The sequence below is a fragment of the Streptomyces sp. NPDC051322 genome, from assembly GCF_040689485.1.
GTDB lineage: Bacteria > Actinomycetota > Actinomycetes > Streptomycetales > Streptomycetaceae > Streptomyces.
Genome location: NZ_JBFBAK010000009.1, coordinates 101,427 through 120,783, shown reverse-complemented (window position 1 = coordinate 120,783; position 19,357 = coordinate 101,427). Strand labels below are relative to the sequence as shown.

At 69.3% G+C, this 19,357-nt stretch carries 22 protein-coding genes and 1 riboswitch; of the genes, 15 read left to right on the top strand and 7 right to left on the bottom strand.

What is annotated here, in order from left to right; all coding sequences use genetic code 11:
• The first annotated feature begins 33 nt into the window (after window positions 1-33).
• Window positions 34-870 (top strand): glycoside hydrolase domain-containing protein, encoded by an 837-nt coding sequence (locus tag AB0436_RS21700; RefSeq protein ID WP_366469555.1) that lies wholly within the window; start codon window positions 34-36, stop codon window positions 868-870.
• Window positions 867-1,307, top strand: a complete 441-nt coding sequence (locus AB0436_RS21695; protein ID WP_366469554.1) for a hypothetical protein — start codon at window positions 867-869, stop codon at window positions 1,305-1,307. The genes AB0436_RS21700 and AB0436_RS21695 overlap by 4 nt, the downstream gene beginning before the upstream one ends.
• A gap of 91 nt (window positions 1,308-1,398) precedes the next feature.
• Here the strand turns inward: AB0436_RS21695 and AB0436_RS21690 are convergent, their stop codons facing one another.
• From AB0436_RS21690 to AB0436_RS21665, 6 genes are all read right to left on the bottom strand, one after another.
• Entirely contained in the window at window positions 1,399-2,442 is a 1,044-nt protein-coding gene (locus tag AB0436_RS21690) for a glycoside hydrolase family 16 protein (protein WP_366469553.1), read from the bottom strand.
• A 207-nt stretch (window positions 2,443-2,649) separates the two neighbouring features.
• Window positions 2,650-3,282 (bottom strand): hypothetical protein, encoded by a 633-nt coding sequence (locus AB0436_RS21685; protein WP_366469552.1) that lies wholly within the window; start codon window positions 3,280-3,282, stop codon window positions 2,650-2,652.
• A gap of 72 nt (window positions 3,283-3,354) precedes the next feature.
• Window positions 3,355-3,792: a PIN domain-containing protein gene (locus AB0436_RS21680; RefSeq protein WP_366469551.1), complete on the bottom strand. Its 438-nt coding sequence runs from the start codon at window positions 3,790-3,792 to the stop codon at window positions 3,355-3,357.
• Window positions 3,789-4,058 carry a CopG family transcriptional regulator gene (locus tag AB0436_RS21675; RefSeq protein WP_366469550.1) on the bottom strand — a complete coding sequence of 90 codons (270 nt, stop codon included), beginning with the start codon at window positions 4,056-4,058 and terminating at the stop codon, window positions 3,789-3,791. The genes AB0436_RS21680 and AB0436_RS21675 overlap by 4 nt, the downstream gene beginning before the upstream one ends.
• A 47-nt stretch (window positions 4,059-4,105) precedes the next feature.
• Window positions 4,106-4,936 carry a helix-turn-helix domain-containing protein gene (locus AB0436_RS21670; protein WP_366469548.1) on the bottom strand — a complete coding sequence of 277 codons (831 nt, stop codon included), beginning with the start codon at window positions 4,934-4,936 and terminating at the stop codon, window positions 4,106-4,108.
• A 359-nt stretch (window positions 4,937-5,295) separates the two neighbouring features.
• Window positions 5,296-5,715: an ATP-binding protein gene (locus AB0436_RS21665; protein ID WP_366469546.1), complete on the bottom strand. Its 420-nt coding sequence runs from the start codon at window positions 5,713-5,715 to the stop codon at window positions 5,296-5,298.
• 121 nt (window positions 5,716-5,836) lie between these two features.
• On the opposite strand from AB0436_RS21665, the gene AB0436_RS21660 reads away from it, so the two are divergent.
• Together AB0436_RS21660 and AB0436_RS21655 are read left to right on the top strand one after the other, a co-directional pair.
• Window positions 5,837-6,652 (top strand): helix-turn-helix transcriptional regulator, encoded by an 816-nt coding sequence (locus AB0436_RS21660; protein ID WP_366469545.1) that lies wholly within the window; start codon window positions 5,837-5,839, stop codon window positions 6,650-6,652.
• Window positions 6,649-6,834 (top strand): DUF397 domain-containing protein, encoded by a 186-nt coding sequence (locus tag AB0436_RS21655; protein WP_366469544.1) that lies wholly within the window; start codon window positions 6,649-6,651, stop codon window positions 6,832-6,834. The genes AB0436_RS21660 and AB0436_RS21655 overlap by 4 nt, the downstream gene beginning before the upstream one ends.
• A gap of 376 nt (window positions 6,835-7,210) precedes the next feature.
• Here AB0436_RS21655 and AB0436_RS21650 read toward each other — a convergent pair whose 3' ends face one another.
• The gene (locus AB0436_RS21650; protein ID WP_366469543.1) at window positions 7,211-7,759 is read right to left on the bottom strand and encodes a GNAT family N-acetyltransferase; all 549 of its coding nucleotides are present in this window, start codon (window positions 7,757-7,759) and stop codon (window positions 7,211-7,213) included.
• Window positions 7,760-7,924: 165 nt separating this feature from the next.
• Between AB0436_RS21650 and AB0436_RS21645 the strand changes: the two genes are divergently transcribed.
• The 11 genes from AB0436_RS21645 (at window position 7,925) to AB0436_RS21595 (ending at window position 19,355) form a co-directional block, all read left to right on the top strand.
• Window positions 7,925-8,356: a GtrA family protein gene (locus AB0436_RS21645; protein WP_366469542.1), complete on the top strand. Its 432-nt coding sequence runs from the start codon at window positions 7,925-7,927 to the stop codon at window positions 8,354-8,356.
• A gap of 61 nt (window positions 8,357-8,417) precedes the next feature.
• On the top strand, window positions 8,418-9,068 hold the full coding sequence (locus AB0436_RS21640) for a SurA N-terminal domain-containing protein (protein WP_366469541.1): 651 nt from the start codon (window positions 8,418-8,420) through the stop codon (window positions 9,066-9,068).
• Between the two features lie 22 nt (window positions 9,069-9,090).
• Complete coding sequence (locus tag AB0436_RS21635; RefSeq protein ID WP_366469540.1) at window positions 9,091-10,086, top strand: nucleoside triphosphate pyrophosphohydrolase; 996 nt, start codon at window positions 9,091-9,093, stop codon at window positions 10,084-10,086.
• Window positions 10,083-11,339 (top strand): cytochrome P450, encoded by a 1,257-nt coding sequence (locus tag AB0436_RS21630; RefSeq protein WP_366469539.1) that lies wholly within the window; start codon window positions 10,083-10,085, stop codon window positions 11,337-11,339. The genes AB0436_RS21635 and AB0436_RS21630 overlap by 4 nt, the downstream gene beginning before the upstream one ends.
• 164 nt (window positions 11,340-11,503) lie before the next feature.
• Complete coding sequence (locus AB0436_RS21625) at window positions 11,504-12,505, top strand: transglycosylase family protein (RefSeq protein ID WP_366469538.1); 1,002 nt, start codon at window positions 11,504-11,506, stop codon at window positions 12,503-12,505.
• 260 nt (window positions 12,506-12,765) lie between these two features.
• Window positions 12,766-12,964: riboswitch (cyclic di-AMP (ydaO/yuaA leader) on the top strand.
• Window positions 12,965-12,967: 3 nt separating this feature from the next.
• Window positions 12,968-13,654: a transglycosylase family protein gene (locus tag AB0436_RS21620; protein ID WP_366469537.1), complete on the top strand. Its 687-nt coding sequence runs from the start codon at window positions 12,968-12,970 to the stop codon at window positions 13,652-13,654.
• 243 nt (window positions 13,655-13,897) lie between these two features.
• Window positions 13,898-15,190 (top strand): phosphopyruvate hydratase, encoded by a 1,293-nt coding sequence (gene eno / locus AB0436_RS21615; RefSeq protein WP_366469536.1) that lies wholly within the window; start codon window positions 13,898-13,900, stop codon window positions 15,188-15,190.
• A gap of 135 nt (window positions 15,191-15,325) precedes the next feature.
• On the top strand, window positions 15,326-15,802 hold the full coding sequence (locus AB0436_RS21610; RefSeq protein WP_366469535.1) for a septum formation initiator family protein: 477 nt from the start codon (window positions 15,326-15,328) through the stop codon (window positions 15,800-15,802).
• Window positions 15,803-15,861: 59 nt separating this feature from the next.
• Window positions 15,862-16,392, top strand: a complete 531-nt coding sequence (locus tag AB0436_RS21605) for a DUF501 domain-containing protein (RefSeq protein WP_366469534.1) — start codon at window positions 15,862-15,864, stop codon at window positions 16,390-16,392.
• Between the two features lie 315 nt (window positions 16,393-16,707).
• Window positions 16,708-17,625, top strand: a complete 918-nt coding sequence (locus AB0436_RS21600; RefSeq protein WP_366469533.1) for a Ppx/GppA phosphatase family protein — start codon at window positions 16,708-16,710, stop codon at window positions 17,623-17,625.
• 344 nt (window positions 17,626-17,969) lie between these two features.
• On the top strand, window positions 17,970-19,355 hold the full coding sequence (locus AB0436_RS21595; RefSeq protein WP_366469532.1) for an NAD(P)/FAD-dependent oxidoreductase: 1,386 nt from the start codon (window positions 17,970-17,972) through the stop codon (window positions 19,353-19,355).
• Window positions 19,356-19,357: the final 2 nt, after the last annotated feature.

Here is a 19,357-nt window from a genome sequence, read left to right as displayed (position 1 = left end):
TTCTTTTCTTCTTCGAGAACCGTCGAGGTCTCTGTGTCGAATCACCGCATATCCAAAAAGCGGCGCTATATCGGAATGTCCGTGGCGGGCCTGGCCGTTCTGGTCGGTGGCGCGTTCGCCGCCGAGGCCGCCACCGCGACCACGGTCACCCGGCCCGCGCCGAAGATCTTCACCGGCCACGCCTTCGACACCTGCACCGCCCCGTCGCTGACCGCCATGAAGGGCTGGTACGCCACGTCGGTGTACCGCGGGGCCGCCGTGTACGTCGGCGGGAAGAACCGAGGCTGCGCCCAGCCGAACCTCACCGCCTCCTGGGTGAAGTCGGTCAGCGCCACCGGCTGGAAGCTGGTCCCGCTGTATGTCGGCGCGCAGCCGCCCTGCCAGACCAGCAACAACCCGGAGAAGATGACCGCGTCGAACGCCACCTCACTGGCCGCCGCCGATGCCGCGGACGCGGTGAAGAAGGAGTCGGCGCTCGGAATGAAGGCCGGCAGCCCGGTCTATCTCGACATGGAGTACTTCGACCCGAAGAACACCTCCTGCGTGAACACCGTCCTCTCCTACATCCGGTCCTTCGACAAGACCGTCAAGGCCAAGGGCTACTGGTCCGGCTTCTACGGCTTCAGCAACTCCAGCGCCGCGGTCGTCGCCAACGCCAAGACCCGGACGGACCTGCCGGAGATCCTCTGGTACGCCCGGTACGACAACGTCTACTCGACCACCAAGGGCTTCCCGTACGCCTCGACGCTGTACACCGGGCACCGCCGCGGGCATCAGTACGCCGTCAACAAGAAGGTCACCCACACCGGGGGCACGCTCACCATCGACCGCAACGCGTGGGACGCGCCGGTCGCGATCGTGGCGTCATGAACAGCCGTCGCAGACGCCAAGTCCTGGACGCCGCCACCACGCTCCTGATCGCGGGTGAGCAGATCGAGTTCACCGGTCTGGCCAAGGTCGGAACCGTGTCGGTGAAGCGTCAGGTGCTCACCAGCGCACTGGTCGGGGTGCTCAGCGCGGGCACCGTCATCGCCACCGTCCAGCCGCGTCCGATGTATCTGGCCCTGACGGACCGGCGGTTGCTGTTTCTCGATGGCGCCACCACGAGCGGCAAGCCGGGCAAGCCGCTGATGTCGCTGGAGCGTGGGCTGATCGCCGCGGCGCCGCTGACCAAGGCCCTGCTCGGTCTCGGTCTGAAGACGGTCATCACCGTGCACGGTGAGACGGACGGCCTGAAGTTGGTCTTCCCGCCCGCCTTCAAGGCCGACGGCCGCGAGCTCGTCAGCCGGCTCCCGGCCGGCGCCTGACCGGCTGCCGCACGCTGATGCACGGCGGAGGGGCGTCCTGGTGGACGGCCCCTCCGCCGGCAGTCGTCCGGTGTCTTGTCCGAGTGCCTCGTTACGGCGCCTTGTTGTAGACGGCGACGTAGTCGACGTTCATCTGACCGCCGGACACCGTGGCCGCGTTGGGGCCGCCGCCGAACGCGTTGGGGAAGCCGCCGCCCATGGCGAGGTCGTAGATGATGAAGAACGGGTGGTCGACGGCGCTCGACCAGGTCGCCGCGTCGACCTTCGTGGAGTCGATGCTGAAGTACTGCTTGCCGTCGAGGTAGTAGCGGATCTGCTCCGGCGAGACCGAGCGGTCGATCTGCACGGCGTACGTGCGGTAGCCGCTCTGGCAGCCGGCGCAGGCCTGTTCGCCGCTGCCGATGCCGGTGCTCTCGTTGCAGGGGCCGCCCGGGTTGGTCCCGCAGTGCAAGGTGCCGAAGACCGAACTCCGGCCGTTGATGTCCTCCATGATGTCCACCTCGCCGGAGGTCGGCCAGGTGGTGCCGGTACGCAGCGTGGAGCCCAGCATCCAGAAGGCCGGCCAGTATCCGGCGCCGTTGGCGGTGCTGACGTCGGGCTGCTGGATGGACGACACCATCTCGACCACCCCGCCGGCCGGGGCGCCGAAGGTGGCCGCCTGGGTCTCGACCCGTCCGGAGGTCCAGCCCGCTGCCGGGTCGCTGCCGCTGTGGTTGGCGCGCAGGACGAGGTGGCCGTTCCCGTCGTGGAAGACGTTCGCGGTGGAGTCGGTCATCGTCTCGATCTCGCCGGTGCCGAAGCTGCTGCCCGGCCCGGTGTCGTACTTCCAGGTGCCGGTGTCAAGCCCGGTGCCCGACGCGCCGTTGAAATCGTCGCTCCAGGTGGTGGTGAAACCGGCGGGCGGCGCCGGTACTTCGCTCTGCGCCGCAGCGGCCTTCGTGACGGCGGCTTTTGCGGCAGCCGTCGGGGTGGCCGCGCCGCCGGGCGCCGCGATGACTCCCAGGCCTGCCGCAGCCAGCGCGCCGACTGCCAGCGCGGCGAGCGTGATCCGCGCCCGTGACCGCCGTGACCGGTGGGCGCCGCCGCTTCCCTGGCCGGGTATCCGTTCCTGCTCCGGTGTCTGTCCGAGGTGCATACGGGGTTCTCCTCAGGTGGGGGTGCGCCCGCGCTGCACGGTGGGGTGCGATGTGGGGGGTACGGCATCGGGCGCATGACGGGGAGGCCGACATCTCTTTGAGAGCGCTCTCAAAGAGGCTTGTTGTCTACAACTCTGACTGGTCCACGTCAAGCATTTGGTCATCACGCGCAGGTCGGACGGGTCGTCCGCCTTGCCCGCGCCGGCTCAGTCGATGTCTCGGAGCGTAGGGTTCGACTCGGCCTTGAGCTCCAGCATCCTGCGTGCTCCGTCCGACCGGAGGATCTCGCTCCGTACCACCGTCTCCAGGTCGCGCAGGAACTGTCCGCGGTCCTCATTCACGAGCACGTAGTCGTACACCCAGGCCCAGGTGAGCTGATCGGTGCGGATGCGCAGCCGCTGGTTGGCCTCGTCGCCCTGCCCGCGGCGGTGCAGCCGCTGCCGGAGCTCGTCCTCGGACGTGGTGGTCACGAAGATGCCGATCACCCGGCGCCGGGACGCGGCCCGCACCCGTACGAATCCGCCGGGGTCGAGCTCGGTGAGCAGCGGCTCGGCCTGGTCGTCGGCGAGCAGCCGCTGCGGTGAGCCGTAGTAGCTGGCCGAGTACGTCCGGGTGTACTCGAAGATCGTTCCCTCGTGGTGCAGCCGGAAGAACTCGTCCTCGCCCACGAAGATGTAGTCCATCCCCGGTTTCTCGTGCACGCGCGGCTGCCGGGTGGTGTAGGTGGGGACCCGCTGGAGCAGGGACTGGCCGGTGAGGAACCGCAGCGCCGTCCCCTTGCCGGCGCCGCTGGGGCCGGAAACGACGAACATCAGTGGCCGCGCGTCCAGATGGGTCATCGCTCGCTGCTCCTCGGTCGCTCGGGCGAGTGGTCCATCGATTGTGGCGCGGCGGGGCATCATCCCGCTCAGTCAGAGATCGTCGGGCAGGATCCGGAAATGCGTCCGCCTGCCTCCGAGCGGCCTGACGGTCCGGAAATCGCGGATGCCCCGGGTCAGGACGGCGTCCGTCTCGTACTCGGCAGCCAGCGCCACGTTCACCGCGTCCACCAGGTCCAGGTCGAGAGCTCCGTATCTCGCCCGTACGGAGAGGGCGGCATCCAGAATCTCGGGCGTGGACGGTGCCAGGACCAGCCGCATCTGCCGCATGCGCGCCGTCAGTGAACGCAGGATTCCGTCGGCGGCGGCCCTTCCGGCCCGGTTGGTGGCCACCTGGTGGATCTCCGTCAGAGCCAGGGGAGTCGCAACGAGGAGGCCGCACTGGTCAGCGGCCTTCCTGGCTGCGTCGTGGTCCGGATCCGCGCGGTTGAAGAGCGTGAGCAGGCCGGACGTATCGGCGATGGCGATCACGCCGCCCTTCCACCGTTCCGGCGCTCCCGTGCGTCATGGGAGTCGTTCGCGGCGGAACGGATGTCCTCTCCGGTGACGGGCCCGCCCAGGTCGAAGGTCTCCTCGTCGGTGACGAACGGTTCGTTCCAGACCCGATGGGCCAGGGCGATGCGGTGGATGCCCTCGCGGATTATTTCCGCCTCCGAGACGCCGAGGCGCGCCGCCGCCTCCTTGATCAGGCTGAGGTCGCTGTCGTCTGCGTAGACATTGGTGCGCTTCAAGGCCATATCTCCACGGTACAGGTTGTGTACTACTTCGGTCGGGCTGCTGCGGGTCAGGCCGCCACCGCGGCGTATGAGGCGCAGTCCCGGCAGCGGCCCGGCTCCGGAGCGCGGAAAGCGCGGTCGCAGGTGTCGCAGTTCTGCAGCGGATACGGGTGTGCGGGTGCCGCTGGTACGAGCGGAAGCGGTGGCGGCAGCAGCGCGGTGAGGCGGTGTGCGAGGAACCCGGCCGGGTGGCGCAGAGGTCCTTGGGGCAGGGATGCCGTGAGCGTGTGTTGTACGGCGGCGGGGTCGATACCGCGCTCCAGCCAGGCCGACACCGCCCCGGTGAGACGGTCGATGTCCCGCGCCGAGAGGAGAAGCCGGGGGTCGCGGGCGCGGAGACCCGCCAGGAGCTCGGCGGCCGGGCACGGATGGCTGCGGTCCGGGTCGGGGACACGCGGAGCCGGGAGCAGCGCGGAAGTTGGCCGGACGGAGGGCGGCACCGACTCCTGGGCCGGCACGATGCCGGGCTCCGGTGCTGGCGTCGGCATCCACTCGGGATCCGGAGCGTTGGGCGGCGCGGGCGGTGTGAATGCGGTCAGCGGCGCGCGGGCGGGCTTCGCCGGTCGCAACGGGAGGGTTGGTGCGCCGTGAGGAGTGTTGTACGAGGTCGTACGGGTCACGATCTGCCCGGACGGCAGCCGTTCCTTGGTCCGGGACACGTAGCCGAAGGTCTCCAGCTCCCGCAGCGCGGAGGCAACGCGGGCCGCACCTTCCTGGAACTTCGCGGCGATGGCCCTGATGCTGACCCGCGCACCGTCCGGCAGCGACTGGATGTGGGTGGCGAGACCGATCGCCGTCAACGACAGATCGGGGTGCTGGGCGAGGTGGTTTCCGACCATGGTGAACCGATCGGGGTGGTGTTGATCCAGGTGCCGGAGACCGGTTCGTGAACGGGCGGACGGGGCGCGCGAAGGCGCGTTAAGCTGCTGCTCAGCCATCTGGGAAGGGCCTAACTTCCTTGGTGGTCAGGCCCTCGTTCGGGATCACTAGTCCCGGCGGGGGCCGTCTCATGTGCGGATTGTCTGCTGCGGGCGACCCTGCCCTACCAAACCGCCTGGGCGCCAGCCGAGTTGGCGCTGATCACCCGTGTGGGTGACGAGGTGGAGGAGGGGTGGGGTCGGGTTGGTTCTTTCTTCGGTTCTTTGGTCTTTTAGCGTTGCGCGCGGCCGGTGCCCGGGTTTCCGGAACCCGGTGCCCATCAGGCAGGATCCAGCTCCGCCCAGACCGTTTTGCAGGGTGCGGGGCCGTCGTCGACACCCCACCGGTCGGCGTACGCGTCGACCAGGAGCAGGCCCCGACCGGATTCCGCGTCCCCGGTATCCGGTCGGGCCAGGCCCGGGAGACGCTCGGGGCGTGGATCGGTCACCGCGATGCGTAGCGATCCGTTGTCGTGCACCGAGAGGGTCAGGCGGAATCCCCTGCCGTGTACATGGCCGTGCGTGGCCGCATTCGCGGCGAGTTCGGCCACGACATGGGCCGCCGCGTCGAACGGCAGCTCCCAGTCGATGAGTTGCTGCACGCTCAGTAGACGTGCCAGCCGGACGCCCCGGCGGGTCGCGGACAGCAGCACGCTGAAGTGCCGTACGGGGGTGGATGCGAGGGCGATTTCCTGATTCACGTCACTCAGCGTGTCCGGTCGTGCATACCCTGAACAGGCTTGGCGCCCGTACGGAGCGTCACTGTCCGGGTGCTGTCCGGGGCCGCCCGGTTCGAGTACCCCGTGTGGAGGGTGGGCGGACATGGACCAGTCGACGGACGACGAGTCGGCAGCCGTACTCAAAGCGGTCGGCCGGCAGCTCAAACTGTGGCGGGAGCGTGCGGGCCTGCGGCAGTCGGAGTTCGGTGAGGCGGTCGGGTACGGCGAGGAGCAGGTCTCGTCGGTGGAACGCGGGCGGCGGGTGCCGAGGCCGGAGTTTCTGGACCGGGCGGACGAGGTGCTGGGCGCGGGCGGCATCATCGCGGCGATGAAGAAGGACGTCGCGGAGGCCCGGTACCCCAAGAAGGTGCGGGACCTGGCGCGGCTGGAGGCGGCGGCCGTCGAGTTCGGGGCGTACAGCAACCACAACATGCCCGGCCTGCTCCAGACCGAGGAGTACACCCGGGCCCTCTTCGAAATGCGGAGGCCCGGCTACTCGCCGGACGAGATCGACCGGCAGGTCGAAGCGCGCATGGGGCGCCAGGAGATCTTCGGGAGGGCGGGCACCACACTCACCTTCGTGCTGGAGGAGGTCACCCTGCGACGCCCGCTCGGCGGCCGGCCCGTGCTGCGGCGGCAACTGGAACGGCTCGGTGCGGTGGGGGAGTTGCGCAACGTCGAGATCCAGGTGATGCCGACGGAGCGCGAGGACCATGCGGGAATGGGCGGCCAGATCCAGGTGCTGAAGCTGGAGGACGGGTCTACGGTCGGGTACACGGAGGCCCAGTTGGCCAGTTACCTGATCTCCGATCCCAAGGAGCTCCAGATCCTCGAATTGCGCTATGGGATCATCCGTTCGCAGGCTCTCACGCCTCGTGAGTCGCTGGCCTTCATCGAGAAAGTGCGGGGAGAGACGTGACCAACACCGAACTGCAGTGGTTCAAGAGCAGCTACAGCGCAGGCGACAGCAATGATTGCGTCGAGGTCGCGTCCGCGACCACCTCCGTCCATGTCCGGGACTCCAAGAACAAGGACGGCGAACGGCTGGCCTTCCCGCGCGGACCGTGGGCCGACTTCGTGGCGTACGCGTCCGGGCGCTGACACCGGCTTGCACGCTGTACCCAGGGGACGGTGCCCCGAGCCATGGCCGACCTTTTGAAGCTTCGCGAGTCCCGGCTGGTAACAGCGGGACCGGTTCCCGGACTTCAACTCTTGGCTGCGCCAGGCCGTCGAGGACCTCATCGAGCACGGCGTGAAGTCGTGCCCCCTGCAGGGCCTTCTCAGCGAGCCCCGTCGCTCAGTGACCGCCGCGGGGTTCGAAGCGGTCTCCAGGAACCGGCCGTTGACCTCGGCCAGGTAGTTGTTCGGCTGGGTGAACACGGTGACGCAGGCGTCGTGACGGGACCGCAGGGCGACACGGGCGCCCTCGGGCCTGACTGGGCCACGCCGAAGTCGACGAGCGGCGGGCCCCGCTCGATCAGCCGGACGGTGCGGCCAAGGACCACACGCCGAACCACTGCTCGGCGCCGTATGCCTCGAACCGCTCCACCTCGGTGAAGCCCAGCTTCGCCGCGAGGCGCATCGAGCGGTCGTTGGCGGTCTGGGTGTACAGCACCACCGGCTCGCCGGGACGCACGTCGGCGAACCAGCCGAGTGCTGCCGCGCACGCCTCGGTGCCGTACCCGTGTCCCCACGCCCCGGGCAGGAACAGGTAGCCGAGCTCGGCCTCCCCGACACCCTGACGGACGTGCCCCGCACCCTCCGCGCGGTGCCGTTTGAGCTCGACCATGCCGATCATCGTTCCGTCGAGATCGATCACGAAAAGACCGGGCCGCTGCTGGGGAATCTCGGGCATCTCACGCTCGAGCACATCACGCGACCGGGGGCCACCGAGGTAGACATGCACCTCGGATGAGGCGAGCAGTTCGATGAACGCCGCCCTGTCCCGGGCCTCCGGCTCACGGAGCACGAGCCGCTCGGTTCCTATCGGGGCAGGTGGCCAGGCGACGGATCCGGGTTCAGTCATGGCGGGCAACCTATCGCAGGCCACCGAGCCACCCGCCCGCTCAGCGATCGTCCCCGGATGTGGTCCTCGACCCCACGGACCTGCTTGCCGCCTGACAGCGGTGAGTGGCACGGTGGTGCGGACCCGGGGACTCCCGGCGGCGCGAATCCCAGGAGCCCTGCACAGATGACCGGCCGCCTCGCGCAGATGGTCCGCTTCGCCTGCGTGGGCGTGGTGAACACCGGCACGTACTACGCGTGCTACCGGGTGCTGCTCACCGGGCTGCCCTATCTCGCCGCGCACACCCTGGCGTTCTGTCTCAGCATGATCGGGTCGTTCTTCCTCAATGCCCGGTTCACCTACCGGGTGCGGCCGACCTGGCGGAAGTTCGTGCTGTTCCCGCTGACCAATGCGGCGAATTTCGTGATCACGACGAGCGGGGTGTACCTGCTGGTGGGCCTCGGACACGTCAGTAGTCACTACGCGCCGCTGATCGCGGCAGGGGCGGCCGTTCCGAGCACATTTGTCGTCTCACGGATGATCATGCTCCGCCCCGACAACCGGGAAGCCTCCGAATCGTTGGTCGAACCAGTGGCCCCCGCCACGCCAAGTGCCTAACATCATTTCCCGCAAGGTCTTGTGAACCGAGGCACAAACTCGCGCCCCCCAGGAGGCCCCTTTGCACCGCCGCCGTCGCACTGTGCTCTCCGTATCCGCCGTTCTCGCCCTCGCGTCCCCGCTGCTCGCCGCCTGTGGCGGCCAGGCCCATCCGGGGGCGGCCGCCGTCGTGGGCAAGGACCGGATCACGGTCGCTGCCGTTCAGGCACAGGTCAGGGACGTGCGTGCGGCCCAGAAGAAGTCGCCGCAGGCCGCTGAGATGATCAAGAGCAGCAACAACCTCAGCGGGATGAAGCTCGGCAACATGATCTTCGACCGGGTGCTCGCCCGGGCGGCGAAGGACGCCGGTGCGACGGTCAGTCGCAAGGAGGTGCAGGACGCGCGGGCGCAGCTCGTGCAGCAGGCCGGCAGTGAGGCGCGGCTTCAGCAGGTGTATCTGGAGCAGAACGGTGTCGCCCCCGGTCAGATCGACCAGGCGCTCCAGGAGCAGGTCACCGCGAACAAGCTTGCCCGGGCGCTGGGCGCGGATCTGGGCACATCGGCCGGGCAGGGGGCCGTGCTGCAGGCCATGACGAAGGCTTCCCAGGCGCTGGGCGTGGACGTCAATCCGCGGTACGGGGTCTGGGACGCGAAGAAGAGCCAGCTCGGCCCGTACAAGGCGCCGTGGATCACCCAGGTCACCAAGCAGCAGTCCGCCGAAGCGGGTGCGTAGCGGGGGGAGGTAGTTTCGACGGGTGACCGTTGAAAACGCCCCCGACACCGCCGACCAGGCCGACCGCTCCGGCCGGATCGTGCTGCTCACCACCAGCCACCGGGTCGCGCCGGGGCTGCTGTCCTGGGCCGCCTGGCAGCTGCTGCACGCCGCCGACCGGGTGCTGTGTCCGGACGAGGCGCACGTCCAGTTGCCGTACCTGCGTGAGGCCGGCGTCACCGTCGAGCATGTGTCGCCCGGTGCGGAGCAACTGGTCGAGGAGTGTGCCGGCGGGCGTACGGTCGTGGTCGTCCTCTCGGGCGAGGGCGACCGGCGGCTGACCGACGGTCTGGCCCGGCTGGCCGGCAGCGGCCGGGTGCAGATGCCGGATCTCGAGCTGCTGCCCGGTTCGTACGATCTGCCGGGCGCGCGCCTGTTGGACCTGGTGCAGGTGATGGATCGGGTCCGCCGCGAGTGCCCGTGGACGTCGCAGCAGACGCATCAGGGGCTCGCCAAGTACCTCATCGAGGAGGCGTACGAACTCGTCGAGGCGATCGAGGCCGGGGACCGGGAGGAACTCCGCGAGGAACTGGGTGATGTGCTGCTGCAGGTCGTCTTCCATGCGCGGATCGCGCAGGAGGACGCGGAGGAGCCCTTCTCGATCGACGATGTGGCGGGCGGCCTGGTCGAGAAGCTGGTCCACCGCCACCCGCACATCTTCGGCGACGAGACCGCGGAGACCGCGGAGGACGTGCACGCACACTGGAACCGCACGAAGGCGGCCGAGAAGCAGCGTGACTCGGTGACCGAGGGAGTGCCGGTCGGCCAGCCCGCGCTGGCACTGGCCGCCAAGCTGGCGTCCCGGGTCCGCGGTGGTGGCCTGGAGGTTCCGCTGCCGGAGGGGGAGTCCGTCGGTTACCGGCTGCTCGCGATGGCGGTGCGGGCCGAGGCGGCGGGCACCGACCCGGAGGCCGCTCTGCGGGCCGCGGCGCGGGCGTACCGGGACGCGATCCTGGCCGCGGAAGGGGCCGGCAGGTGACGGCAGGACCCCAGCCCGAGCTGTTCACCTGGGAGTTCGCGACCGATCCGTACCCCGCCTACGCGTGGCTGCGCGAGAACGCGCCCGTGCACCTGGCGACGCTGCCCAGCGGGGTGGAAGCCTGGCTGGTGACGCGCTATCAGGACGCCCGGGCCGCCCTGGCCGAGCCCCGGCTGTCGAAGAACCCGGCGCACCACGCCGCCTCCCCGCACGCCAAGGGCAAGACCGGCATTCCGGGGGAGCGCAAGGCGGAGTTGATGACGCATCTGCTGAACATCGATCCGCCGGATCACACCCGGCTGCGGCGGCTGGTGTCGAAGGCGTTCACCCCGCGCACGGTGGCCCAGTTCGCGCCGCGGGTGCAGGAGCTGACGGATCAGCTGATCGACGCGTTCGTGGAAAAGGGCGAGGCAGACCTCATCCATGAGTTCGCCTTCCCTCTCCCTATTTATGCGATCTGCGATCTGCTGGGGGTGCCGCGGGAGGACCAGGACGAATTCCGCGACTGGGCCGGAATGATGCTGCGCCATACGAAAGCGGGCCAGGGCGGCGGCCCACGCGGTGGCGTGGCCCGCTCGGTGAAGAAGATGCGCAGCTATCTCGCGGAGCTCATCCACCGCAAAAGGGAGAACCTGGGCGACGATCTCATTTCCGGGCTGATCCGGGCGAGCGACGGCGGCGAGCATCTGACGGAGAACGAGGCCGCCGCGATGGCGTTCATTCTGCTCTTCGCCGGTTTCGAGACAACCGTCAACCTCATCGGCAACGGCGTGTACGCGCTGCTGCGCAACCCGGACCAGCGTGCGCGCCTTCAGCAGTCGCTCGCCGCCGGCGAGACCGATCTGCTGGCCACCGGTGTCGAGGAACTGCTGCGTTACGACGGCCCGGTTGAGCTCGCCACCTGGCGGTTCGCCACCGAGCGGCTGACGCTGGGCGGCCGGCAGGTGGCCGAGGGCGATCCGGTGCTGGTCGTCCTCGCGGCCGCCGACCGGGACCCCGAGCGCTTCACCGAACCGGACACGCTCGACCTCGCGCGCGTCGACAATCAGCATCTCGGTTACGGGCACGGAATTCATTACTGTCTGGGCGCCCCGCTGGCCCGGCTGGAGGCGCAGACGGCTCTCGCCACCCTGCTGCGGCGGCTGCCGGATCTGCGGCTTGCGGTGGATCCGGCCGATTTGCGATGGCGCGGCGGACTCATCATGCGGGGATTGCGCACCCTACCGGTGGAGTTCGACCGTCATGTTCGCTGACTCACCGTCAATAATGTGACTTTCACGTGATCTGCGCTGCATCGACTTGTGAGGGGCATTCGACTACGGCTACGTTCACCGTTCGAATCATCCGTCACACGGAAGGCCACCGCATGCGCACCGGGAACGGTCGGCACCGACGCCCCCGTCAGGCTCCAGCCATCGTGGTAGCGGCAGGAGTTACGGGATCCGCCATCGCCATTCCGCTGCTGGGCGCAGGCGGCGCACACGCAGCGGATGCCACCACCTGGGACCGCGTAGCGCTCTGCGAGACCGGCGGCATCTGGAGCGCCGACCTCGGCAACGGCTCCTACGGCGGCCTGCAGTTCTCGCAGGACACCTGGGACCAGTACGGCGGTGGGCAGTACGCGTCCCGGCCGGACCTCGCCAGCCGCTCCCAGCAGATAGCCGTGGCCGAGAAGGTCTACGCGGCCGAGGGTGCCAAGCCCTGGCTCAGCTGCGCGACCGTCGCCGGCCTGACGAAGGACGACGCCGCGACGGCGTCGGTGGACCCGGGCGTTCCGGACACCGCGAGCCCCACGCCGTCGGACGCCGGCCAGGACGCCCCCTCGGATGCGCCGTCGGACGAGGCGACGGATGACGCTTCGGCCTCCGCGACGCCGTCGGACTCGACCGACGGTTCGGATGCGGGCTCGGACGCCAGTTCGGCCTCGCCGTCCGACGCGCCGACGGCTGCCGCCACGGACCCCGCCACCGACTCCGGTTCGGCTTCCGGTTCGGACGCGACCGGCAGCCGGCGGTCATCGGATGCCGACTCTCCCGAGCCCACCGACTCCCCGGCCCCCACCGGCTCCGCGAGCCCCTCCGGCCCGGCGTCGGCCGCCTCGGAGACCCCGGCGCCCTCACAGAGCGCGACCACCGGCAAGCACCGCGGCGACGAGGCGAACGAGCCATCACACGACGCCCGGGTGGGCGACGACGCCGGTCGGCACGCGTCGCGTTCCGAAAGTCCGACACGCGACGACGCTCGTTCGGACGACAGCTATACCGTCCGCCCGGGTGACAATCTCTGGGCAATTGCGGATGCACACGATCTGCCCGGCGGATGGCCCGCGCTGTACGCCGCGAACCACCGCACGATCGGTGGCGATCCGGATCTCATTCTCCCTGGCCAGGCCCTTGATCTCAGCCCGAAACAGGGCTAGTTGATCCGACTATGTCCGGTTTTGGCGGCGGTGAGACATGACTCTCGTTCGTCTCTGCGGATGGCCGGGCCGACGGCGCCGCCCGGGCCGCGCCTCACCTGCGGAAATGCCTTCTGCACAGGTGCGACGCGCCGAGCACTCCCTCCGATGTTCATCTTTGAATATCGGAGGGATTTGTGTTTCGGTCAGAACCGCTCGCACCGCGGGCACCCTCGATCGTCACGCCGAATCCTGCCATCGGTCGGGGGAAGACACAGTCGACGCGTAACGCGCCGTAGGCAGGAGCGGGGGACCCAGGTAAGCGCCGGGTCCGGCCGCCCACCCGGAGTCCGAATCATCGGAATCCGGGACGGGATGGACGGAAACGGCTTGGGGTGAAGCTGTGCGCAGGTAGCGCAGCCGGGCAACTCATTGGCCCGAACCCGACAGCTCACCTCGTAGGCGTCGGTGAGGAGATACGCCATGCTCTTTTCTGCCAGCAAGTCCAAGCACCGCCGTCCGTCCAAGGCCGTCCGCTACGCCACGCTTGCCGGCGTCACCGGTGCCGCCGTGGCCGTGCCGCTGCTGGGTGCGACTTCCGCTTCGGCCGCTTCCGTCTCCACCTGGGACGCTGTCGCCCAGTGCGAGTCCGGCGGCAACTGGTCGATCAACACGGGTAACGGCTACTACGGCGGCCTGCAGTTCTCGAACTCCAGCTGGGCCGCCGCCGGTGGTACGAAGTACGCCCCGCGCGCCGACCTCGCCACCAAGGACCAGCAGATCGCCGTCGCCGAGAAGCTGCTCGAGATGCAGGGTCCGGGTGCCTGGTCCTGTGCCGGTGCCGGTGGCCTGACCAACGACGGTGTGGACCCGGGCGTGAACCCCTCCGGCTCCAGCTCCAGCTCGAAGCCCGCGGCGCAGCAGGAGACCCACAGCACCGCGCAGTCCGCTTCGCGCAGCGAGGCCCGTAAGGCCCCCGCGAAGCACGCCGCCCCGGTGAAGGTCAAGAAGGGCGACGGCGAGTACAAGGTCAAGGCCGGCGACACGCTCGCCCGGATCGCCAAGTCCCAGCACGTTTCCGGCGGCTGGGAGAAGCTTTACCACCTGAACAAGGACATCGTGCAGGACGCCGACCTGATCTTCCCCGGTCAGCAGCTGCACCTGAGCTGATCCCGGCTCCCCCGAGCACCCCGGTCCGGCGCGACTCCCCCGTACGCGCCGGACCGGGGTTTCTTTCGGTCAGTTCTGTTACCAGCAAGTATATTTGCCGAGATTCGGGTAGTAATAAGGTCTTTTGGGCGCTTTTTCGTCCCAGGGGCCGGGCGCCCCGCCGGTCGGGGGCCGCGGGCCGGTTAGGCTCATGTCGCAAGGCCAAAGAGACCCTGCACCCATAGCGTCACATCCCAGAAGGAGATGCTCGTGCCGTCCATCGACGTCGTCGTAGCCCGGGAAATCCTGGACTCCCGAGGTAACCCCACGGTCGAGGTCGAGGTCGGCCTCGACGACGGCAGCACGGGTCGTGCTGCAGTTCCGTCCGGCGCCTCCACCGGTGCTTTCGAGGCCATCGAGCTTCGTGACGGTGACCCCAACCGTTACCAGGGCAAGGGTGTCGAAAAGGCCGTCCTCGCCGTCATCGAGCAGATCGGCCCGGAGCTCGTCGGCTACGACGCGACCGAGCAGCGGCTGATCGACCAGGCGATGTTCGACCTGGACGCGACCGACAACAAGGGCTCGCTGGGCGCGAACGCGATCCTCGGCGTCTCGCTCGCCGTGGCACACGCCGCCTCCGAGGCCTCGGACCTGCCGCTCTTCCGTTACCTCGGTGGCCCGAATGCGCACCTGCTGCCGGTGCCGATGATGAACATCCTCAACGGTGGGTCGCACGCCGACTCCAACGTCGACATCCAGGAGTTCATGATCGCGCCGATCGGCGCCGAGTCCTTCTCCGAGGCGCTGCGCTGGGGCGCCGAGGTCTACCACACGCTGAAAAAGGTCCTGAAGGCCAAGGGCCTGGCGACCGGCCTCGGCGACGAGGGCGGCTTCGCGCCGAACCTCGATTCGAACCGGGCCGCACTCGACCTCATTCTCGAGGCCATCACCGAGGCCGGTTACGTCCCGGGCAAGGACATCGCACTCGCGCTCGACGTCGCCGCGTCCGAGTTCTACAAGGACGGCTCGTACGAGTTCGAGGGCAAGTCCCGTTCGGCCGCCGAGATGACCGAGTACTACGAGGAGCTCGTCGCCTCGTACCCGCTGGTCTCCATCGAGGACCCGCTGTTCGAGGACGACTGGGCCGGCTGGCACGTCCTCACCGGCAAGCTGGGCTCCAAGATCCAGATCGTCGGCGACGACCTCTTCGTCACCAACCCCGAGCGGCTGGCGCGTGGCATCGAGGAGGACTCGGCCAACGCGCTGCTCGTCAAGGTCAACCAGATCGGTTCGCTGACCGAGACCCTGGACGCCGTCGAGCTGGCCCAGCGCAACGGCTTCAAGTGCATGATGTCCCACCGCTCCGGTGAGACCGAGGACGTCACCATCGCCGACCTGGCCGTCGCCACCAACTGCGGCCAGATCAAGACGGGCGCCCCGGCCCGCTCCGAGCGCGTCGCCAAGTACAACCAGCTGCTGCGCATCGAGGAGATCCTCGACGACGCCGCGGTGTACGCGGGCCGGTCGGCCTTCCCGCGGTTCCGCACGAACGGCTGAGCGCCGCAGGGCTGATGCCGAATCACCCAAAAAGAACTGAATAAGCAGCAAAGGCGCAGCGCAGTGCAGCCGTCCCCGGACACCGTCCCGTACCGTGTCCGGGGACGGACGTGCGTGCGTATACGGGGAGGCGGCATGGCAGGGAACCGGGACCGGTTCTCGACCGCGACCAGGCTGAAGGTGCTGGGCGAGCAGACTGCCGCCCGGGTGTACCGCTCCCAGTCCAGGCGTCAGGCCCGCCGCCCGCGGCTGACCGGCCGGGCGGCGATACTGCTGATGGTGCTCTGCACGCTGGTCGTCGCCCTCGCGTATCCGATGCGGCAGTACGTCTCGCAGCGCAACGACATCGCCGACCAGCGGCAGCAGGTGCGCGACGCGAAGGCCCGGGTCGAGCAGCTGCGGGACGAGAAGGCGCGGCTGCAGGACGACGCGTACGTGGAGCGGTTGGCCCGTGAGCATCTGCACTACGTACGGCCGGGGGAGACGAGTTTCACCGTCATCGACCCGGACGCGCGCAAGCGGGCGCCGCGGGACCGGGGAGCCACGGACCGGCCCTGGTACACCAACCTCTGGGACGGCGTGGACACCGCGGACCGGGCCGGCGACCGGTGACCGGCTTCCCGTAAGCGCCCGCCTGACACCCTCACAAGTAGATCTGGATCCAAGGCACCATGGAAACGCCCCCTCCGCAGACCGACCGCACCGAGCCGACCGATGTGGACATCGCCGCGTTCCAGCAGCAGCTGGGCCGCCCGCCGCGTGGCCTCCGCGCGATCGCCCACCGCTGCCCGTGCGGCAACGCCGACGTGGTGGAGACCGCCCCGCGCCTCGAGGACGGCACGCCGTTCCCCACCACGTACTACCTCACGTGCCCGCGGGCGGCCTCGGCGATCGGCACCCTCGAAGCGAACGGCGTGATGAAGGAGATGACCGAACGCCTCGCCACCGACCCGGAGTTGGCGGCTGCGTACCGGGCCGCCCACGAGGACTACATCGCCCGGCGGGACGCGATCGAGGTCCTCGAGGGCTTTCCCAGCGCCGGTGGCATGCCGGACCGGGTGAAGTGCCTGCACGTCCTGGTCGGCCACGCGCTGGCCGCCGGCCCCGGGGTCAACCCGCTGGGGGACGAGGCGATCTCGATGCTGCCGGAGTGGTGGGCGAAGGGTCCGTGCGTGACGCCCTGCCCGGCGGAGGACGTCTGAGCGGGACGGGTGGTCAGGCCGGCGGGTGCAGGTGGCTGCGCTGTCCGTCGTGGTCGAGGATGACCAGAATCTCCGCCGGGCCGCCGTGCGCTCTGATGACGTGCGGGATCTTGGTGGAGAACTGAGCCGCCTGGCCCCTGGGCCGCCCGCCGCCCGTGACCCTGCGGCCGCCCGGCGGACCTCCCGGCGGTAGCCGGCGCCGATGGAGGTCATGATTGAGGCAGGGACGGCGCGGCCCGCGCTCGGGCGGGCCGGTCGTCCATGGGCTGCCCCCGACCACCGGGGGCGGGCCCGGGTAGCGGAGAGGAACCCCTTATGACCCGCGTTGCCGCGATCGACTGCGGTACGAACTCCATCCGGCTGCTTGTCGCGGACGCCGATCCGGCAACCGGCGAGCTCACCGACCTCGACCGGCGGATGACCATCGTCCGGCTCGGCCAGGACGTCGACAGGACCGGACGGCTTGCCCCGGAAGCGCTGGAGCGGACGTTCGCCGCCTGTAAGGAGTACGCCGAGGTGATCAAGGCGCACGGCGCCCGGCACACCCGCTTCGTCGCCACATCCGCCTCCCGGGACGCCGAGAACCGCGACGAGTTCGTCCGTGGCGTGGTGGACATTCTCGGCGTCGAGCCGGAGGTGATCACGGGGGACCAGGAGGCCGAGTTCTCGTTCGCGGGGGCCACCCGGGAACTCGCGGGCCGGGGCGGCAGGTATCTGGTGGTGGACATCGGCGGTGGATCGACCGAGTTCGTCGTCGGTGAGGACCACGCGGGCGCCGCCCGGTCCGTGGACATCGGATGCGTGCGGCTCACCGAGCGGCACGTCCGGCACGACCCGCTGACCCTCGGCGAGATCACCGCGATCCGGGCCGACATCGCCGCCGCGCTCGACCTGGCGGAGGAGACCGTCCCGCTGACCGAGGACCGTACGCTCGTCGGGCTCGCCGGATCGGTGACCACCGTCGGCGGCATCGCGCTGGGCCTCGACGCGTACGACTCCGCCGCGATCCACCACTCGCGGATCACCGCCGAGCGGGTGGGCGAGGTCGCCGCCATGCTGCTCTCCTCGACCCACGAGGAGCGCGCGGCGATCCCCGTGATGCACCCCGGGCGGGTCGATGTGATCACCGCGGGGGCGCTGATCCTGCACGAGGTCATGCGGCGGACGGGGGCCTCCGAGGTGGTCGCGAGCGAGCACGACATCCTCGACGGGATCGCTTGGTCGGTCGCCTGACGGGCACCGCCCGAGCAACTTCGTGAAGTTCTTCACAAGGAATTGGGGCCCAGTGGCCGAAGTTTTTCGGCCGTTGGTCCTTTCCGGGGGCCCGGAGGTCCCGGCGCCGGGCGGGCCGCACTACCCGACGCGTGTGACGGGCGGATGAACTCCGACCGTGGTTCGGCCGGTCCGGCGCGGTGAGGTCCAGCTCAGGAGGGGTGGGCGGCGGGCATCCGGTGCTGTGGTTCCCCCGTGGGGCGATGGCCTCCGGCAAGCGAGCCGCGCAGTGTAGCAGAGGGGGCACCCGACCTTGTGAAGGGGCGCACGAGGTACCCCCCTCGATGAGGTGGATACTCGTTGCCATGAGCACCACGGAGCGTCCCAGGATCCTCGTAGTTGGAGGCGGGTACGTAGGCCTGTACGCAGCTCGTCGCATTCTGAAGAAGATGCGCTACGGCGAGGCGACCGTCACGGTCGTCGACCCGCGCTCGTACATGACGTACCAGCCCTTCCTCCCCGAAGCTGCTGCCGGCAGCATCTCGCCTCGGCATGTCGTCGTCCCGCTGCGACGCGTGCTGCCCAAGGCTGAGGTTCTCACCGGTCGAGTCACCACCATCGATCAGGACCGCAAGGTCGCCACGGTCGCGCCGCTCGTCGGCGAGGCCTACGAGCTGCCGTTCGACTACCTGGTCATCGCACTCGGTGCGGTCTCCCGTACCTTCCCGATCCCCGGCCTTGCCGAGCAGGGCATCGGCATGAAGGGCGTCGAGGAGGCCATCGGCCTGCGCAACCACGTGCTCGAGCAGCTCGACAAGGCCGACTCGACGACCGACGAGGACGTCCGCCGCAAGGCGTTGACCTTCGTCTTCGTCGGCGGTGGCTTCGCAGGCGCGGAGACCATCGGCGAGGTCGAGGACATGGCGCGGGACGCGGCCAAGTACTACACCAACGTCAAGCGCGAGGACATGCGCTTCGTGCTGGTCGATGTGGCCGACAAGATCCTTCCGGAGGTCGGGCCGAAGCTCGGCGCGTACGGCAAGGAGCACCTGGAGTCCCGCGGTATCGAGGTCTACCTCAAGACCGGCATGGACTCCTGCGTCGACGGTCACGTGGTTCTGAACAACGGCCTCGAGGTCGACTCCAACACCCTGGTGTGGACCGCGGGCGTCAAGCCCAACCCGGTGCTGGCCCGTTACGGCCTGCCGCTCGGCCCCCGTGGCCACGTGGACACCTCCGAGAAGCTCCAGGTGCAGGGCACCGACTACATCTGGGCCGCGGGCGACAACGCCCAGGTCCCGGACATGGCGGCCCGCGAGGCCGGTGTCGAGAACGCCTGGTGCCCGCCGAACGCGCAGCACGCGCTGCGCCAGGCCAAGGTCCTCGGTGACAACGTCATCTCGGGCATGCGGGGCTTCCCGCAGGGCACTTACAAGCACGCCAACAAGGGTGCGGTGGCCGGCCTCGGCCTCCACAAGGGCGTCGCGATGATCGTCATGGGCAAGATGAAGATCAAGCTCAAGGGCCGTCTCGCCTGGTACATGCACCGGGGCTACCACGGTCTGGCGGTGCCGACCTGGAACCGCAAGATCCGCGTCGTCGCCGACTGGACCCTCGCGATGTTCCTCAAGCGCGAGGTGGTCTCGCTGGGCGCCATGGAGACCCCCCGCGAGGAGTTCTACGAGGCGGCCAAGCCCGCTCCGGCTCCGGTCGCGGTCAAGCCCGAGAGTGAGAAGGCCAAGGCCTCCTGACC

Excerpts from the sequence above, each read along its gene's own strand:
- AB0436_RS21695 (WP_366469554.1), top strand. The coding sequence starts at position 867 with ATGAACAGCCGTCGCAGACGCCAAGTCCTGGACGCCGCCACCACGCTC.
- AB0436_RS21690 (WP_366469553.1), bottom strand. The coding sequence starts at position 2,442 with ATGCACCTCGGACAGACACCGGAGCAGGAACGGATACCCGGCCAGGGA.
- AB0436_RS21685 (WP_366469552.1), bottom strand. The coding sequence starts at position 3,282 with ATGACCCATCTGGACGCGCGGCCACTGATGTTCGTCGTTTCCGGCCCC.
- AB0436_RS21675 (WP_366469550.1), bottom strand. The coding sequence starts at position 4,058 with ATGGCCTTGAAGCGCACCAATGTCTACGCAGACGACAGCGACCTCAGC.
- AB0436_RS21670 (WP_366469548.1), bottom strand. The coding sequence starts at position 4,936 with ATGGTCGGAAACCACCTCGCCCAGCACCCCGATCTGTCGTTGACGGCG.
- AB0436_RS21660 (WP_366469545.1), top strand. The coding sequence starts at position 5,837 with ATGGACCAGTCGACGGACGACGAGTCGGCAGCCGTACTCAAAGCGGTC.
- AB0436_RS21650 (WP_366469543.1), bottom strand. The coding sequence starts at position 7,759 with ATGACTGAACCCGGATCCGTCGCCTGGCCACCTGCCCCGATAGGAACC.
- AB0436_RS21645 (WP_366469542.1), top strand. The coding sequence starts at position 7,925 with ATGACCGGCCGCCTCGCGCAGATGGTCCGCTTCGCCTGCGTGGGCGTG.
- AB0436_RS21620 (WP_366469537.1), top strand. The coding sequence starts at position 12,968 with ATGCTCTTTTCTGCCAGCAAGTCCAAGCACCGCCGTCCGTCCAAGGCC.
- eno (WP_366469536.1), top strand. The coding sequence starts at position 13,898 with ATGCTCGTGCCGTCCATCGACGTCGTCGTAGCCCGGGAAATCCTGGAC.
- AB0436_RS21610 (WP_366469535.1), top strand. The coding sequence starts at position 15,326 with ATGGCAGGGAACCGGGACCGGTTCTCGACCGCGACCAGGCTGAAGGTG.
- AB0436_RS21605 (WP_366469534.1), top strand. The coding sequence starts at position 15,862 with ATGGAAACGCCCCCTCCGCAGACCGACCGCACCGAGCCGACCGATGTG.
- AB0436_RS21600 (WP_366469533.1), top strand. The coding sequence starts at position 16,708 with ATGACCCGCGTTGCCGCGATCGACTGCGGTACGAACTCCATCCGGCTG.
- AB0436_RS21595 (WP_366469532.1), top strand. The coding sequence starts at position 17,970 with ATGAGCACCACGGAGCGTCCCAGGATCCTCGTAGTTGGAGGCGGGTAC.